The sequence below is a fragment of the Streptomyces rishiriensis genome, assembly GCF_003112535.1.
Classification (GTDB): Bacteria; Actinomycetota; Actinomycetes; order Streptomycetales; family Streptomycetaceae; genus Streptomyces; species Streptomyces rishiriensis.
In genome coordinates, this window is sequence record NZ_BEWA01000016.1 from 1 (window position 1) to 13,851 (window position 13,851).

Here is a 13,851-nt window from a genome sequence, read left to right on the forward strand (position 1 = left end):
CCACACCGTGCCGTGCCGCAGCCGCCGGTCACCCGCTGCGCCTTGCCGGCGTCCTGCGTCCACACCGCCCCAGCCAGTCCGTACTCGGTGTCGTCGGCGATGCGCACGGCGCCGTCCTCACCGGAGAAGCGCTCCACGGTGAGCACCGACCCGAAGGACTCCTCATGCACCACCCGCATGTCCTGCCGGCACTCGTCCAGCACGGTCGGCGGGTAGAAGTGACCACCCGCCAGGGCGGGCTCGGCGGGGCGCTCGCCGCCGCAGCGCAGCACCGCGCCCTCGGCCAGACCCGCCGCGACATACGCCTCGGCCCTGTCCCGGTGCCGCGCGGAGATCAACGCCCCCGATCCCACCGTAGGAGCGCAGACAGGAGACGACGTCGGCGACGTCGTACTCGCTCTCCACCAGCCGTTTGCCGGTGTCCAGCGACTCCGCCCGTGCGAAGGTCCTGGTGTCGCGCTCGATGAAGCCGACGGTGCGCAGCAGCAGCGCGCCGCGCTCCCGCTCGGGAGTCCCCGCCCAAGGACCTTCGTCGAACGCTCGGCGGGCGGCGAAGACGGCGGCCTCGGTGTCGGCACGCGTCGCCTCCGAGACGGTCGCCACGTGAGCGCTGCCGGCGGGACACCGGACCTCCCGGAGACCACCGGCCACCGGGTCCCGCCACTCACCGTCCCCATACAGGTCTGCCACGCGCCGAGCCCTTCGAACGAAATGCGTTGCGCATCGTGCACCCGATTGCTTGTGATGGAACACCCTGTCGGCTGGCCAGACGGACGTCAAGATGCCGAGGGATGACGATTCGGACATGCGGCCACTTCATCGCCCACTCTTGACCGCAGGCGACACCGAGCCGACCATGTTGCGTATCGCTCACCTTGTTGTGCAATGTGCACCGACGGAGGCCGCCCATGTCCCCTCGACCGCAACCGGGTCGTGAGTTCGTCCTGACGCTTTCCTGCCCCGACAGTGCGGGACTGGTTCACGCCGTGAGCGGCTTCCTCGTCAGGAACTCCGGCAACATCCTGGAAAGCCAGCAGTTCGACGACCGACTTCAGGGCCGGTTCTTCATGCGGGTCCACTTCGACGTCTCCGACCCCACCGTCGATCTGGAGGGCCTTCGGTACCGCTTCGGCCCCGTCGCCCAGGCCTACGGCATCTCGTGGTCCCTCAGCGACGCCTCCACACCGACCCGGACCCTGATCATGGTGTCCAAGTTCGGGCACTGCCTGAACGACCTGCTCTTCCGCCGACGGGCGGGCGCGCTCAACATCGAGATCCCCGCCATCGTCTCCAACCACCGGGAGTTCGAGAAGCTCGCGGAGACGTACAACGTCCCGTTCCACCACGTCCCGGTGACCCGGGACACCAAGCCGGAGGCCGAGGCGCGGCTGCTCGAACTGGTCCGTGACCTGGACATCGACCTGGTGGTGCTCGCCCGCTACATGCAGATCCTCTCCGATGACCTGTGCAAGCAGCTGAACGGCCGCGCCATCAACATCCACCACTCTTTCCTGCCCAGCTTCAAGGGCGCCCGCCCCTACGACCAGGCTTACGACCGCGGCGTGAAGCTCGTCGGGGCGACGGCGCACTATGTGACGTCCGACCTCGACGAGGGCCAGATCATCGAGCAGGACGTGGTCCGGGTGGACCACTCGCTGGACCCCGGCGAGCTGGTCACGGTCGGCCGGGACGTGGAGGCCCAGGTGCTCGCGCACGCGGTGAAGTGGCACAGCGAGAACCGTGTGATGGTCGAGGGCAACCGCACGGTCGTCTTCCGCTGAGCGGTACGACATCCGTATACGAACGCCGGACGGGCCCGAAAGCCTGTCCGACGTCCGACGTCCGGCGTCCGGCGACGGACGCAGGAGTAGTGCGGTCAGCCCCCCAGCCGGTCCAGCGGGGACCGCCACCATCGCTCCGTCTCGGCGTCTGATTGACATAGAACCGGGGTCGGCGACGGCGTCGCGCGTGCGGGCGAGCAGCTTCTCCGGCGCGTAGCCGCCGGCCGCGGCGAAGCGCAGGAACCACGACGGATGCACACTCACCTTGGCCGCGCCATACGCATCAGGTTGCGAACAGCGCAACTTGTGCAACTTCGCTTCGGGGCGGCACGTTGCAATCATGTTGTTTACTGCGCATATAGTTGCACTATGAGCAACTACAGCCTGGACGCGGAATCGTCGAGTCCACCCACGGGCGGGGTGCAGTCCGTGGACCGCGCCATCAGCGTCCTGGAGATCCTCGCGCAGCGCGGCGAAGCCGGTGTCAGCGAGGTGGCGGCCGAGATCGACGTTCACAAGTCTACCGCGTTCCGGCTGCTCGGCGCCCTGGAGGCGCGCGGCCTCGTCGAACAGGCCGGCGAGCGCGGCAAGTACCGGCTCGGGTTCGGCATCGTACGCCTGGCCGGCGCGGTCACCGGGCGCATCGACATCACCCAGCAGGGCCGTCCCGTGTGCGAACGTCTCGCCGAGGAGATCGGCGAGACGGTCAACATCGCCGTCATGCAGGAGCACTACGCGATCAACCTCTACGAGGTCCGCGGCCCGGGAGCCGTCACCGCACACAACTGGGTGGGCGAGCTCACCCCGCTGCACGCCACGTCGAGCGGCAAGATCCTGCTGGCCCACCTTGCGGCGAAGGAGCGCACCGAGCTGCTGTCCGCCGTGGGCATGAAGAAGGTCACCCAGCGCACCATCACCGGGAAGGCGAAGCTGGAGAAGCACCTCGTCACCGCCCGGGAGCGGGGTTACGCCTTCGCCTTGGAGGAATTGGAGGTCGGCCTGCACGCCATGGCCGCGCCGGTCCGCGACCGGGACGGCCGGGTCATCGCCGCGCTGAGCGCCTCCGGCCCCTCCTACCGGCTCACGGAAGAGCGGCTGCACGAGCTGTCCCCGGTACTGGTCAAGGGCGCCGCCGAGATCAGCCACCGCATGGGCCATCTGGGCTGACTCACCCCTGAGGAGTGCCGAGGCGCTCGTTCACCCAGTCGTGGAAGGCGCCGATGTGGTGCTCGCTGGGCACCAGCACACCGCCCTTGGCGTACAGCCGGGAGCTCATGCCGGGCTGCGTGCGCTCGCAGGCCTCGAAGTCCTGGCGGTTGACCCGGTCGAAGAGCTCGACCGACCGGCTGACGTCCTTGCCGCTCTCGACGACGTGCGGCAGATACAGCCAGTCGCACTCGACGATCGTGCGGTCCACGGCCACCGGGTACATCCGGTGGAAGATCACGTGGTCGGGGACCAGGTTGACGAACACCTGCGGCCGGACGGTGATCGCGTAGTAACGGCGGTCCTGGTCCTCGGACACTCCCGGGATGCGGTCCAGGCCCTCGGAGCCGTCGACCGTGAACCCCTGCACCTCCTCGCCGAACTCCGCGCCGTGGCCCACGTAGTACTGGGCGGCATACCCGTCCGCGAACTCCGGCAGCACCTCGGTCAGTTCGGGATGGATCGTGGCGCAGTGATAGCACTCCATGAAGTTCTCGACGATGAGCTTCCAGTTCGCCTTCACGTCATACGTGATCCGACGACCGACGGAAAGGCCGTCGACGCCGTACCGCTCGATCGACTCGACGTCGCCGAGCCGGGCGACGACCTCGCCGATGACGTCCTCCTCGAAGGACGGCGGGTTCTCCGCCAGGCAGACCCACACATAGCCGAGCCATACGCGTACGGCGACGCTCACCAGGCCGTACTCGGTGCGGCCGACGTCGGGCATCTTGGTGAGGTTGGGCGCCGCGACCAGCTTGCCGTTCAGGTCATAGGTCCAGGCGTGGTACGGACACTGGAAGGCCCGCTTGACCTCGCCGGACTCCTCGGTGCAGAGCTTGGCCCCGCGGTGCCGGCAGACGTTGAAGTACGCGCGGATCGAGTCGTCCCGGGCCCGGGTGACGAGGATGCTCTCGCGGCCCACGTCGACGGTGCGGAAGGCACCGGGCTTCGCCAGCTCGGAGGCCCGGGCGACGCAGAACCACATGGTCTCGAAGATGCGCTCCTGCTCCTGGGCGAAGACCGCCGGATCGGTGTAGGAGGAGCCGGGAAGGGTGGCGATCAGGCTGTCGGGCAGGCTGGTCGAGGTCACGGGGCACTCCTCGGGAAACGTCGCGGAGGGGTCATTCGGACGCCGGGAGGAACGGCTCCGGACGGCGTTGTGCATGGAGCAACGCTGCGTGCTGTGGGCAACCGCAGCATGGGGTGACGCCGGGGTGCCGTCAAGCCGTGGTGGCGGCCAGTTGCTTACGGGCCCGCATGAACAGCCGCGGCTGGTTCATCCCGAGCACGGCGACCGGCCGGCCGTCGCGCCGGTAGACGGCGAGGACGTCGCGGTCGTCCGCCGCGCCCGCCTCGACGGTGATGGTGTCGGCCTCGGCCGCGTGGCCGGCGAACTGGATGCGGACGCCGTACTGGTCCGACCAGAAGTACGGCGGCCTCGGTACGACGGGCTCGACCGCACCCCCCGCCAGCAGGGTGGCGACGGCGGCATCCGGGCGCTCGCGCGCGCCGGTCCAGTGTTCCACGCGGCGGTGGTGGCCGGCCCGGGGGTCGTACCAGTTGGCGCAGTCGCCGACCGCGACCAGGCCGGCCAGGCTGGTACGGCCGTCCGCACCGCACTTCACGCCGTTGTCGAGGGCGATGCCGGATCCCTCCAGCCACCCGACGCAGGGGGAGGCGCCGATGCCGACGACGACGATGTCGGCGGGGATGCTTCGGCCGTCGTCCAGCAGGACGGCGTCGACCCGGTGCCCCCCGCTGAGGCCCTTGACTCCCACGCCGCACAACAGCCGCACACCGTGGTCGGCGTGGAGGCCGGAGACGACGGCGCCCATGGCCGCGCCGAGCGGCCCGGCGAGCGGAGTCGGGGCCGCTTCCACGACGGTCACGTCGAGCCCGAGGGTGTGGGCGGTGGAGGCGACCTCGGCTCCGATGAAACCGCCGCCGATCACCACCAGGCGTCCGCCGCGGGCCAGTTCGTCCCGCAGGGCGCGGGCGTCGTCCAGGGTGCGCAGGGTGTGCACCCCGGCGAGGCCCGCGGAGCCGGGCAGGGTGCGCGCCACGGCACCGGTGGCGATGACGAAGCCGTCGGCGCGCACCTCGCGCCCGTCGGCGAGACGGACGGTTCGTGCGGTGTGGTCGAGGCCGGTGGCGCGGGCGCCGAGCAGCCACTCCGCCGCCAGGTCCTCGCCCTCCGTCTCCAGGGCTAGTTCGGCCTCGCCGAGGGTGCCGCTCAGGAACTCCTTGGACAGCGGGGGCCTGTCGTAGGGGCGGTGCAGCTCGTCCCCGATGACGACCAGGCGTCCGTCGAAGCCCTGCTTGCGCAGCGAGCGCGCCGCCGACAGGCCGGCCAGGGAGGCGCCGACCACGGCGACGGTTCTCACGCGGGACCCCCGGCGAGCCGGGCGGAGATGCAGGGCGGCAGGTTGGGCGCCTCGGTGGAGAGCCGGACGTAGATCATGTCGTTGTCGACGACGACCTCGTGCGTCCGGACCGGCAGCTTCGCCGGCGGGGAGTCGACTGCGCCGGTGCGCAGGTCGAACTTGGAGGCATGCAGCGGGCATTCCACCTCGCAGCCCTCCAGCCAGCCGTCTGCTAGCGAGGCGTCCTGGTGGGTGCAGGTGTCGTCGATGGCGAAGACCTCGCCGTCGTCGGTATGGAACACCGAGACCGGCGGGTCGACGTCGAGCCGGAGGGCCTCGCCTCGCGGGAGGTCCGCGAGACGGCACGCGGGAATCATCATGGCACCTCGGGTGCGTATAACGAAACGGTTTGCAGTAAGCGCAACATCAGTCTGGAGTCGCCCAGAACCCTTGTCAAGGCATTCGAGGCCCCCTCTGAGGCGCCCAGAACGTTGCGGTGTACAAAACTCACCTCACATAGAACAACGAAAGCCTGTCTCGTCACCCTCGCGGCAACCGCGCGGCGCGTGGCGCGCGGGCAGACGCATGAGCCCGGAGGGGGACGCGAAAGCCCGGCGGGGCCGTGGCCGCATCAGCGATGCCACGACCCCGCCGGGCGACGGGTCCGCCCGCCTCGCACGGCTCGGGAGGCGGACCGCGAAGGCCTCCCCCGGCCTGCCGAAGCCCTACGGCTCCGCGCCGGCCGTGGAGGTCGCGAGGCCGACGCGGAGTCAGCGACTCCGGCCATCCGACGCGGTCGGCGAGCCGACCGCAGGAGAGGTCGCGACCACGGCGCACCCCCCTCTCTGCGCGACCGCGGCCGACCGGGGCGTCACCCGTCGAGCGCAGCCCGCCAGGCGTCAGCCCTCAGCCTTCAGCCCTCAGCCCTCAGCTCTCGGCCCTCAGCCCTCGGCCCTCAGCCCTCGGCCCTCGGCCGTCACAGGAGCACGACGGAACGCAGGACGTCGCCCTGACGCATGCGCGCGAAGGCCTTCTCCACCTCGTCGAGCTGGACAGTCTCCGTCACGAAGGCGTCCAGGTTCAGGCGGTTCTGGAGGTAGAGGTCAATGAGCATGGGGAAGTCGCGGGAGGGCAGGCAGTCGCCGTACCAGGAGGACTTCAGGGCGCCGCCACGGCCGAAGACGTCGAGGAGGGGGAGTTCGAGCTTCATCTCCGGGGTGGGGACGCCCACCAGGACGACCGTGCCCGCCAGGTCACGGGCGTAGAAGGCCTGCTCGTACGTCTCCGGGCGGCCGACCGCCTCGATGACGACGTCGGCGCCGAAGCCGCCCGTCAGCTCACGGATCGCCTCGACCGGGTCCGTCGCGCGGGAGTTGACGGAGTGGGTCGCGCCCAGCTTCCGGGCGGTCTCCAGCTTGAGGTCGTCGATGTCCACCGCGATGATCTTCGCCGCGCCCGCGAGTGCGGATCCGACGACCGCCGCGGTGCCGACTCCCCCGCAGCCGATGACGGCGACCGAGTCGCCGCGGCCGACGTTCCCTGTGTTGATCGCGGCGCCGATGCCGGCCATCACCCCGCAGCCCAGCAGACCGGCGACCGCCGCCGACGCGGCGCGGTCCACCTTGGTGCACTGACCGGCGGCGACCAGCGTCTTCTCCGCGAACGCGCCGATGCCCAGCGCTGGAGACAGCTCGGTGCCGTCGAGCAAGGCCATCTTCTGGGTGGCGTTGTGGGTATGGAAACAGTACCAGGGGCGCCCGCGCCGACAGGCCCGGCAACTGCCGCACACCGCACGCCAGTTGAGGATCACGAAGTCACCCGGGGCGACATCGGCGACCCCTTCGCCCACGGACTCCACCACACCCGCCGCCTCATGGCCGAGCAGGAAGGGGAAGTCGTCGTTGATGCCGCCCTCCCGATAGTGCAGGTCGGTGTGACAGACCCCGCAGGCCTCGACCTTCACCAGCGCCTCACCCGGGCCCGGGTCCGGTACGACGATCGTTTCCAGGCTGACAGGGGCACCTTTGCCCCGCGCGACGACAGCACGGACCTGGTGAGCCATGGCCACTCCTCGGCTGGTTCGAGAGCTGAGTTCAACGTTTCTTATTGCGATACTCATCGCGCGTAACGCAACACAGCATGGTGGAGCGCCGACCCTGGGTCAAGGATCCGTCGACAGCCCGATGCACACTTCGTCGCAGGCGCCCGGCGCCCCTCCCGGTGCCGTCCCGGTGACACATCGCCGACAGTGGTGTCCGACGCGAAACTGTGCGGGTCGGGGAACCGACTCGTGCATGCGGTGGCCCTGGCGCCGGGCGGCGGGCGTCGGCTGGTGGGCGGCCTCGGCCAGGACATCGCGGTGCCGGTCCTGCACTCATGGCGCCGACCCGGGCGACGGCCGGCAACCGGACCGGCTGCTTCGTCGGAAGCTCAGCGTTGCCTTCCCGCCCGCCCTCCATGCTGTCCCGGGCCTGGTGGGGCAGGGTCATGCCTCCCGTGGGCGGTCGAGCAGGCGCACGCGCCCCACGAGCCGTGGCATCGCGCCCCGGCTGCCCAGCACGGCCGGCGCCACGCCGGTGTGCCGACGGCGTACGCCGGGCAGTGGCCAGGCGCCGTGATTGCCACTGGTGCGAGGAATGCCGGGCGTGTGCCCCCTGCGGGTGACGGTACCGATCACCGCTTTCACCTGGGCTTCTGTCTCTGCCACCGTCATGAATGAGCGGGGAGGCGACGTCACGCCGAACAAGGCGTCGACGTCGACGTCGACGTCCAAGCGGATGTGTCCTTTGGCGGCGCGGAGATCCGCCACGGGTGGAAGTCACAGCCCCGTGCAGCTGCCGGGTCTGCGCCGGGCAGAGCGCAGCCCCCGCGATGACTCGACCGCTTGTGGGGCGGCGCGACGCGATCGCCGTGCCGGAGAGGGTCGCCCGGGGTCCGTCGTTTGGATCAGGTCGCCGGGCATCGGCGGGGCCTGTCGATGCCGGTGAGCGGGGGCTGGTGCGTGCAGCGGCAAGGCGGAGGAGGGCGTCGACGCGGAGCGTCGGCAACCGACGACAACGCCGCAGACGCGCGTGCCGGCCCCCGCGTCTGCGAGGTGATCCGAACGAACAGGCCTTAGGTGAGAGAGGCGGTGGGGGGAAGGACGAGGACCTTGCCGGAGAGCGCGCCTTCTGCGGCCTCCGTGTGCAACGCCGGCAGCTCGGCCAGCGGCACCCGTCGAGCGATGTCGACGTGCAGCGCTCCGGAGTCCACCAGCGTCACCAGCCTTGCCAGCTGCGCGGCGTCGCTGTTGACGAACAGGTTGACGCCGCGGACACCGCGTTCCTCGTCGGAGGGCGCGGGCATCCACACCGTCGTGTTCACCACGATGCCGCCGTCGCGGATCACGGAGGTCAGCGCGGCCAATTGCATCGGATCGACCGGCGCGAGGTTGAGCACGACGTCGACCAGCGCGGACAGCTCGGGGACCCCGTGGCCGAACACCTCATCGGCGCCCGCCGTTCTGACGCGTTCACTGCTGCGCGGCCCGGCCGTGGCGATCACGTGTGCGCCGGCGTGCTTGGCCAGCTGGACGGCGTAGCCGCCGACCGCGCCGCCCGCACCGTTGATCAGCACCCGCTGGCCGGCGGTCAGCTTGGCATGGTCGAAGAGGGCCTGCCAGGCGGTGAGCCCGACCAGCGGCAGCCCGCCCGCATCGGCCAGCGGGATGCTCGCGGGAGCCGCCGTCAGCAGGCCGGCCGGTGCGAGCACGTACTCCGCCGCCGCGCCGGCGCCGGTCATCGGCAGGAAGCCGACAACCTGGTCACCCGCCCTGACCGTGTCCGCGCCCTCGCCCAGCGCGTCGACCGTGCCCGCGACGTCGATGCCGGGGGTGTGCGGCAGGGCCACCGGGATGGGGCCCTGCATGAAGCCCGCGCGGATGTTGCCGTCGACCGGGTTGAACGACGTCGCGGCCACCCGGATCCGGACCTCCCCGGCCGCGGGGACCGGTCGTTCCACGTCCTCGTAACGCAAGACGTCCGGAGTGCCGTACTCATGGAAACGCACTGCTTTCATGACAAATGCCGCCTTTCATGGCAGAGAAGATGATGCGCATGTGAAGCATCGTGAGACCTGGGCACGTCTCGGCTTCGAGACAGTGCCTTCAGGCGTGTGAGGGACGGCAGGTTTTAGACGGCGGCCAGGAGCCGGAGCTTGCCGTGGCTCGGGGAACCAGGCACGGCGGTGAACACCAGCAGCGTCTGGCACTGCTCCGGATCCAACAGCATCTCGGCGTACAGCTCCAGCTCCCCCAACTCGGGGTGCAGGTAGCGCTTGAGGTCGTGATGATGGGTCACTCCCACCTCGTGCAACCGCCAGATGTTCGCGAACTCGGAACTGACCTCCAGCAGCGCCGCGACAATCTCACCGGCCCTCCCTGTGGGATCCGCCGTGTAGGCGTCCCGGATCTCCGCGGCGAAGACCCTGCCCCGTATCGGATGGTCCTCGACGGGGTACAGGCCACGCACCCGCGGATCACCGGTGAACCAGCGGTAGACCAGGTAACGGGACATGCCCGAGTACTGGGTGTAGTCACCGAGCAGGGCGACCGCCGGGCGCGTCTGCAGCAACGCCTCGCCGAGCCGTGACAGCACGATCGCGGGCACGTCCGAGAGGCCCGCGACGATCCTCATCATCGTGGGGCCGATGTAGTCGTCCCGCAGGATCCGCCGCGGCGCCGGGATCCCGCCCAGGATGAAGAGGTGGTCACGCTCGCTCTGGTTGAGACGCAGCGCCCGGGCGAGCGCGACGAGCATCCGCTCCGACGGCGCCGGACCTCGCTGCTGCTCGATTCGGCTGTAGTAGTCGGCCGACATCCCGGCCAGCACCGCCACCTCCTCGCGCCGCAGCCCGCCGGTGCGGCGCCGCTGCCCGCGGGGAAGCCCGACATCCTCCGGCTGCAGCGCCTCACGACGCGCTCGGAGAAAATCCGCCAGCAACGCCCGATCCATCGTCCGGTCTCCTCTGTTCGACAGGACAATCTTGACGTGAACCGGGAACCGGATGAAGGGCAGTTCTCACCGCGGACAAGTTGTCCCTGGCTGACGAGCTCGTCTCCGTCGCCCGGCTCCTGGACACGCTGATTCACCTCTGAGCTGACCCCGGTTTCGTGGAGTCCCTGAAGCCAGGCTTATGATCCCGGCCCGCAGGAGAACCACGAGCAGTGCCAGCACCACGTAAATACCCGGACGAGCTGCGCGAGCGGGCCGTCCGCGAGGTCCGCACCACCGGTCGCCCGATCGTGCCTGTCGCCAAGGACCTGGGCATCCACAAGGAGGCCCTGCGCGGCTGGGTCCGCCGAGCCGAGGCGGACACCGGCGAGCGTGCTCAAACGCACGCACCTATCGATCCGGTTCGGAAAGCTCAACCACTGCACCCTGGACGAGAACAATCCCGTCGGCGCGAAGTGCCTCGAAGACGCCACCGTGCCCCCAGGACACCGAGGGCCACTCATCGACCGCTGCCAGCCCGCACGCTGCGGCTACAGCATCATCGCCCCAGAGCACCTGCCTATCTGGCAGGCCGAGCATGCCTCCCTGACCAAACTGCGGAGCCTCCCCGCACTCCCGGCGAACCGCAAAGCCCTGATCGACCAGCAGATCCGCGACGTCGAGATCGCGCTCACCAAGGCGGGAGAAGCATGACCGTCCCCACCCGGCCCGGTCTCTCCGCCACGGCCGAGAAGGCCCTTCGAGAGGCCATGGAACGGCTCTTCACTGGTCGGCCCGTCCGCACCGACGGCAAGCTCACCAAGCAGAACCTCTGGCGGGAGGCGGGCGTCAGCCGGGCCACGATGAACCGCGCAACCGCAGTGCTCGTCGACTGGGATAACCACGTCAGCCAGAGCGCGGCAAGCAAACACGACCAGGCCCAGGCCGCGGAGATCGCCCGCCTCCGCCGCCAACTGCGAGACAACCGACACGAGCGACAACGACTCCAGGACGAAGTCGACGCCGCCGCCACGGTCATCGCGGCCCTGCTCGCGGAGAACACTGCCCTCCGCGAGCAGATCGCCCAACGCTCAGCCGTCGTCATCCCGCTCGACCGATCACACGCCACACGCGAGTGAAAGTGGCTCGGAACCAGCCTGGGGCCGGCGGGCTGGCATGGTGAGGTGACGTGATCCATCCTGGTGGCGCCGACGCGCGAGATGGACGGTGATGTCGGCGGCCATCTCGACACTGTCCGGCAGTACCTGCATGATCTGGCTGAATACCTGCTCTCGCTCCGCGGTCGGCAAGACGAGATAAGCCGAGATGGTGGAGAGATGACCAACGTAGTCGGGAGCGCTCATCGTCACGCGCCGTTCGATCACGGACTGCTGAACGCCGGTGAACCACTCAGACTGTTGCAGCTCCGTACCCGGCCACTGCATCTCATGATCCGGAGGCGTCCCGTCAGGCGACGGAATCTCGTCACTCTCCAAGAATGGTGCTCGCGCCGCGCGGACAACTTCCTCCACATCCGGATCAGCCAGTCGAAATGGCCCGCCGCATGAGGCGAATACGCCACCCGGTTCCAGCAGCGCGGCCACGCGCGACCACCGGCCCTCCGGGTTCGTCCAATGCAGCGCGGCTGCCGCATAGACCAGTCCATACCGTTCAACCGGTCGCAAGTCCTCGAACGCGGCTTGCACCGTTCTGACGTTCGTCGGCACGTGCTTGCGCAGTTCGGCGAGCATGGCCCCGTCAGGATCGGTCGCGGTGACCATGACCCCTCGTTGAGCGAACAGGCGGGTTGCCTTGCCTGTCCCAGCACCGATCTCAAGGGCGGTCCGAACCGGGCGGCCCGCATAAGCCACGACCATGTCGAACAGCTCCACGGGATACCCCGGCCGGAACCGTTCGTATGCTTCCGCCACCACTCCGAAACTCAGCGCGCGCCCAGACATGCCCAGCATCCTGACACGAGCGGCCCCTGATAGGGCTATTTGAAAATGCCCACCCTGTACTCGGACACGGGACGAACCTGCTCGCCTCGTTTCCCCACTCGCTGCTCGCGGGCAGGTCGCGTTCCGTCTCACCCGTCTGAGTCCCAACCGACCGGCGGGGTGGTGATCGCATTGTCCGGCCGTGCTGGACGCAGCCACCATCGGCCTCTGCCTCAGCAGGAAAGAGGCACAAGGTCTGAAAGCTCGCCCCGACCGACGCTCTCTTACCAGGCACAACGGCTCTGTAGCGATCGTTAGTTCCCGACAGGGACGTGACGTTTCGCCCAGCCCGACGACCTGTCGCAGCACACCGTGACGGCCCCATACTCCAGGACCTGACGAACCGACGGATGAAGGAGCACGGTGAGCGCAGCAGCGGCAGCAGGGACCTGGAAGCTCGGGGACCTGGAGGTGAATCGCATCGGCTACGGCGCGATGCGGCTGACGGGCAACGGCATGATGGGCAACTCCGACGGCCCGCCGATCGACCGCGATGACGCCATCGGCCTGCTGCACAGCGCGTTCGAGCAGGGGGTCAACCACATCGACACGGCCGCCTTCTACTTCTCACCACTGCGGTCCGCGAACGAGCTCATCAACCGCGCCCTCTCGTCCTGGTCCGGCGATGTGGTCGTGGTGACCAAGGTCGGCCCGGGACGCGATCCCTCCGGCGAGTGGCTCGACACCGTTCGCCCCGACCAGTTGCGTGGCCAGGTCGAGGAGAACCTGCGCCAGCTCGGCCGGGACTGCCTGGACGTGGTGAACCTCCGCGCCGGCGGCCCTCGCACGGCCTCGATCGCCGAGCACTTCGGCGCCCTCGCCGAGCTACGCGAGGCCGGCCTGGTCCGGCACCTCGGGCTCTCCGCTGTCCTGCCTGAGCACGTGGTCGAGGCCCAGAAGATCGCGCCCGTGGTCTGCGTACAGAACTCCTACGGCCTGGACTGGCGCCGTGCCGACGAGAGGGGGCTGGTGGACCTGTGCGGGGAACAGGGCATCGCCTTCGTCCCGTTCTTCGCGGTCTCCGGCCTGCGGCGCGAGGCGGCCGCAGGCCGTGAGCACGATGCGCGGGTCCTCTCCGTCGCCGACGCCCACCATGCGACGCCGGCCCAGGTAAGGCTCGCCTGGACCCTCCACCGCGGTCCGCACCTGCTGGCCATTCCCGGCACCAGGAACCCGGCGCACCTCGCGGAGAACATCGCCGCCGGAAGTCTGCGCCTGGCCGAAGAGGAATTGGCTCTCCTCGCCAAGCCGGACGAGGGCACCGACTGAGACTCTGCTCGCGATGTTCAGTGAACGTCCCCACTCCGTTGAGAACCGAACCGAGTGGGGCGAGGAGTGCCCCTGGTCGTTTTCAGGAATCGCCATCACCCCTGCATGCTTGATCTTTTCTGGGGGCCCAGACGCGAGATGATGTCTCATGAGACACATCAAAGTCTGGAGAAGGACGGGTTCAGGGCCCTGGTCTCCGTCGACGCGGACGAGATCGGGGGCCTGCCGGTGGTTCTCGGCCGCCGTCTTCAGTGTGGCC

13 protein-coding genes and 2 pseudogenes are annotated in these 13,851 nt (G+C 69.3%); 6 read left to right on the plus strand and 9 right to left on the minus strand.

The window, feature by feature from the left end; genetic code table 11:
- A pseudogene (locus Sri02f_RS26320) lies at positions 1 to 690 on the minus strand (aldehyde dehydrogenase family protein); the annotation flags it as partial.
- Between the two features lie 218 nt (positions 691 to 908).
- On the opposite strand from Sri02f_RS26320, the gene purU reads away from it, so the two are divergent.
- Together purU and Sri02f_RS26330 are read left to right on the plus strand one after the other, a co-directional pair.
- The gene (gene purU / locus Sri02f_RS26325; protein WP_109003805.1) at positions 909 to 1,781 is read left to right on the plus strand and encodes a formyltetrahydrofolate deformylase; all 873 of its coding nucleotides are present in this window, start codon (positions 909 to 911) and stop codon (positions 1,779 to 1,781) included.
- Between the two features lie 369 nt (positions 1,782 to 2,150).
- Positions 2,151 to 2,948 (plus strand): IclR family transcriptional regulator, encoded by a 798-nt coding sequence (locus Sri02f_RS26330; protein ID WP_109003806.1) that lies wholly within the window; start codon positions 2,151 to 2,153, stop codon positions 2,946 to 2,948.
- Position 2,949: 1 nt separating this feature from the next.
- Here Sri02f_RS26330 and Sri02f_RS26335 read toward each other — a convergent pair whose 3' ends face one another.
- From Sri02f_RS26335 to Sri02f_RS26365, 7 genes are all read right to left on the minus strand, one after another.
- Positions 2,950 to 4,080 carry an aromatic ring-hydroxylating oxygenase subunit alpha gene (locus Sri02f_RS26335; protein ID WP_109003807.1) on the minus strand — a complete coding sequence of 377 codons (1,131 nt, stop codon included), beginning with the start codon at positions 4,078 to 4,080 and terminating at the stop codon, positions 2,950 to 2,952.
- A gap of 130 nt (positions 4,081 to 4,210) precedes the next feature.
- Positions 4,211 to 5,374, minus strand: a complete 1,164-nt coding sequence (locus tag Sri02f_RS26340; protein ID WP_109003808.1) for an NAD(P)/FAD-dependent oxidoreductase — start codon at positions 5,372 to 5,374, stop codon at positions 4,211 to 4,213.
- Positions 5,371 to 5,733 (minus strand): bifunctional 3-phenylpropionate/cinnamic acid dioxygenase ferredoxin subunit, encoded by a 363-nt coding sequence (locus Sri02f_RS26345; RefSeq protein ID WP_109003809.1) that lies wholly within the window; start codon positions 5,731 to 5,733, stop codon positions 5,371 to 5,373. The genes Sri02f_RS26340 and Sri02f_RS26345 overlap by 4 nt, the downstream gene beginning before the upstream one ends.
- 596 nt (positions 5,734 to 6,329) lie before the next feature.
- A complete protein-coding gene (locus Sri02f_RS26350) occupies positions 6,330 to 7,415 on the minus strand; it encodes an S-(hydroxymethyl)mycothiol dehydrogenase (protein WP_109003810.1) in 1,086 nt (361 codons plus the stop codon).
- A 423-nt stretch (positions 7,416 to 7,838) separates the two neighbouring features.
- Positions 7,839 to 8,126, minus strand: a complete 288-nt coding sequence (locus Sri02f_RS26355) for a hypothetical protein (protein WP_109003811.1) — start codon at positions 8,124 to 8,126, stop codon at positions 7,839 to 7,841.
- 341 nt (positions 8,127 to 8,467) lie between these two features.
- Entirely contained in the window at positions 8,468 to 9,409 is a 942-nt protein-coding gene (locus tag Sri02f_RS26360) for an NADP-dependent oxidoreductase (RefSeq protein WP_109003812.1), read from the minus strand.
- Positions 9,410 to 9,522: 113 nt separating this feature from the next.
- Positions 9,523 to 10,344: a helix-turn-helix transcriptional regulator gene (locus tag Sri02f_RS26365; protein WP_109003813.1), complete on the minus strand. Its 822-nt coding sequence runs from the start codon at positions 10,342 to 10,344 to the stop codon at positions 9,523 to 9,525.
- A 212-nt stretch (positions 10,345 to 10,556) separates the two neighbouring features.
- Here Sri02f_RS26365 and Sri02f_RS44140 point away from each other — a divergent pair.
- The 3 genes and pseudogenes from Sri02f_RS44140 to Sri02f_RS43055 all read left to right on the plus strand — a co-directional run.
- A pseudogene (locus Sri02f_RS44140) lies at positions 10,557 to 10,667 on the plus strand (transposase); the annotation flags it as partial.
- Positions 10,668 to 10,716: 49 nt separating this feature from the next.
- Complete coding sequence (locus tag Sri02f_RS43050) at positions 10,717 to 11,037, plus strand: hypothetical protein (RefSeq protein ID WP_245970804.1); 321 nt, start codon at positions 10,717 to 10,719, stop codon at positions 11,035 to 11,037.
- Positions 11,034 to 11,462 (plus strand): hypothetical protein, encoded by a 429-nt coding sequence (locus tag Sri02f_RS43055; RefSeq protein WP_245970805.1) that lies wholly within the window; start codon positions 11,034 to 11,036, stop codon positions 11,460 to 11,462. The genes Sri02f_RS43050 and Sri02f_RS43055 overlap by 4 nt, the downstream gene beginning before the upstream one ends.
- On the opposite strand, the gene Sri02f_RS26375 is transcribed toward Sri02f_RS43055, so the two are convergent.
- A complete protein-coding gene (locus tag Sri02f_RS26375) occupies positions 11,442 to 12,284 on the minus strand; it encodes a class I SAM-dependent methyltransferase (protein WP_109003815.1) in 843 nt (280 codons plus the stop codon). The two genes, Sri02f_RS43055 and Sri02f_RS26375, sit on opposite strands and share 21 nt — an antisense overlap.
- A gap of 402 nt (positions 12,285 to 12,686) precedes the next feature.
- On the opposite strand from Sri02f_RS26375, the gene Sri02f_RS26380 reads away from it, so the two are divergent.
- On the plus strand, positions 12,687 to 13,592 hold the full coding sequence (locus Sri02f_RS26380) for an oxidoreductase (RefSeq protein ID WP_109003816.1): 906 nt from the start codon (positions 12,687 to 12,689) through the stop codon (positions 13,590 to 13,592).
- Positions 13,593 to 13,851: the final 259 nt, after the last annotated feature.

Coding starts and splice junctions, on each gene's coding strand:
- purU (WP_109003805.1), top strand. CDS start 909: ATGTCCCCTCGACCGCAACCGGGTCGTGAGTTCGTCCTGACGCTTTCC.
- Sri02f_RS26330 (WP_109003806.1), top strand. CDS start 2,151: ATGAGCAACTACAGCCTGGACGCGGAATCGTCGAGTCCACCCACGGGC.
- Sri02f_RS26345 (WP_109003809.1), bottom strand. CDS start 5,733: ATGATGATTCCCGCGTGCCGTCTCGCGGACCTCCCGCGAGGCGAGGCC.
- Sri02f_RS26350 (WP_109003810.1), bottom strand. CDS start 7,415: ATGGCTCACCAGGTCCGTGCTGTCGTCGCGCGGGGCAAAGGTGCCCCT.
- Sri02f_RS26360 (WP_109003812.1), bottom strand. CDS start 9,409: ATGAAAGCAGTGCGTTTCCATGAGTACGGCACTCCGGACGTCTTGCGT.
- Sri02f_RS26365 (WP_109003813.1), bottom strand. CDS start 10,344: ATGGATCGGGCGTTGCTGGCGGATTTTCTCCGAGCGCGTCGTGAGGCG.
- Sri02f_RS43055 (WP_245970805.1), top strand. CDS start 11,034: ATGACCGTCCCCACCCGGCCCGGTCTCTCCGCCACGGCCGAGAAGGCC.
- Sri02f_RS26375 (WP_109003815.1), bottom strand. CDS start 12,284: ATGTCTGGGCGCGCGCTGAGTTTCGGAGTGGTGGCGGAAGCATACGAA.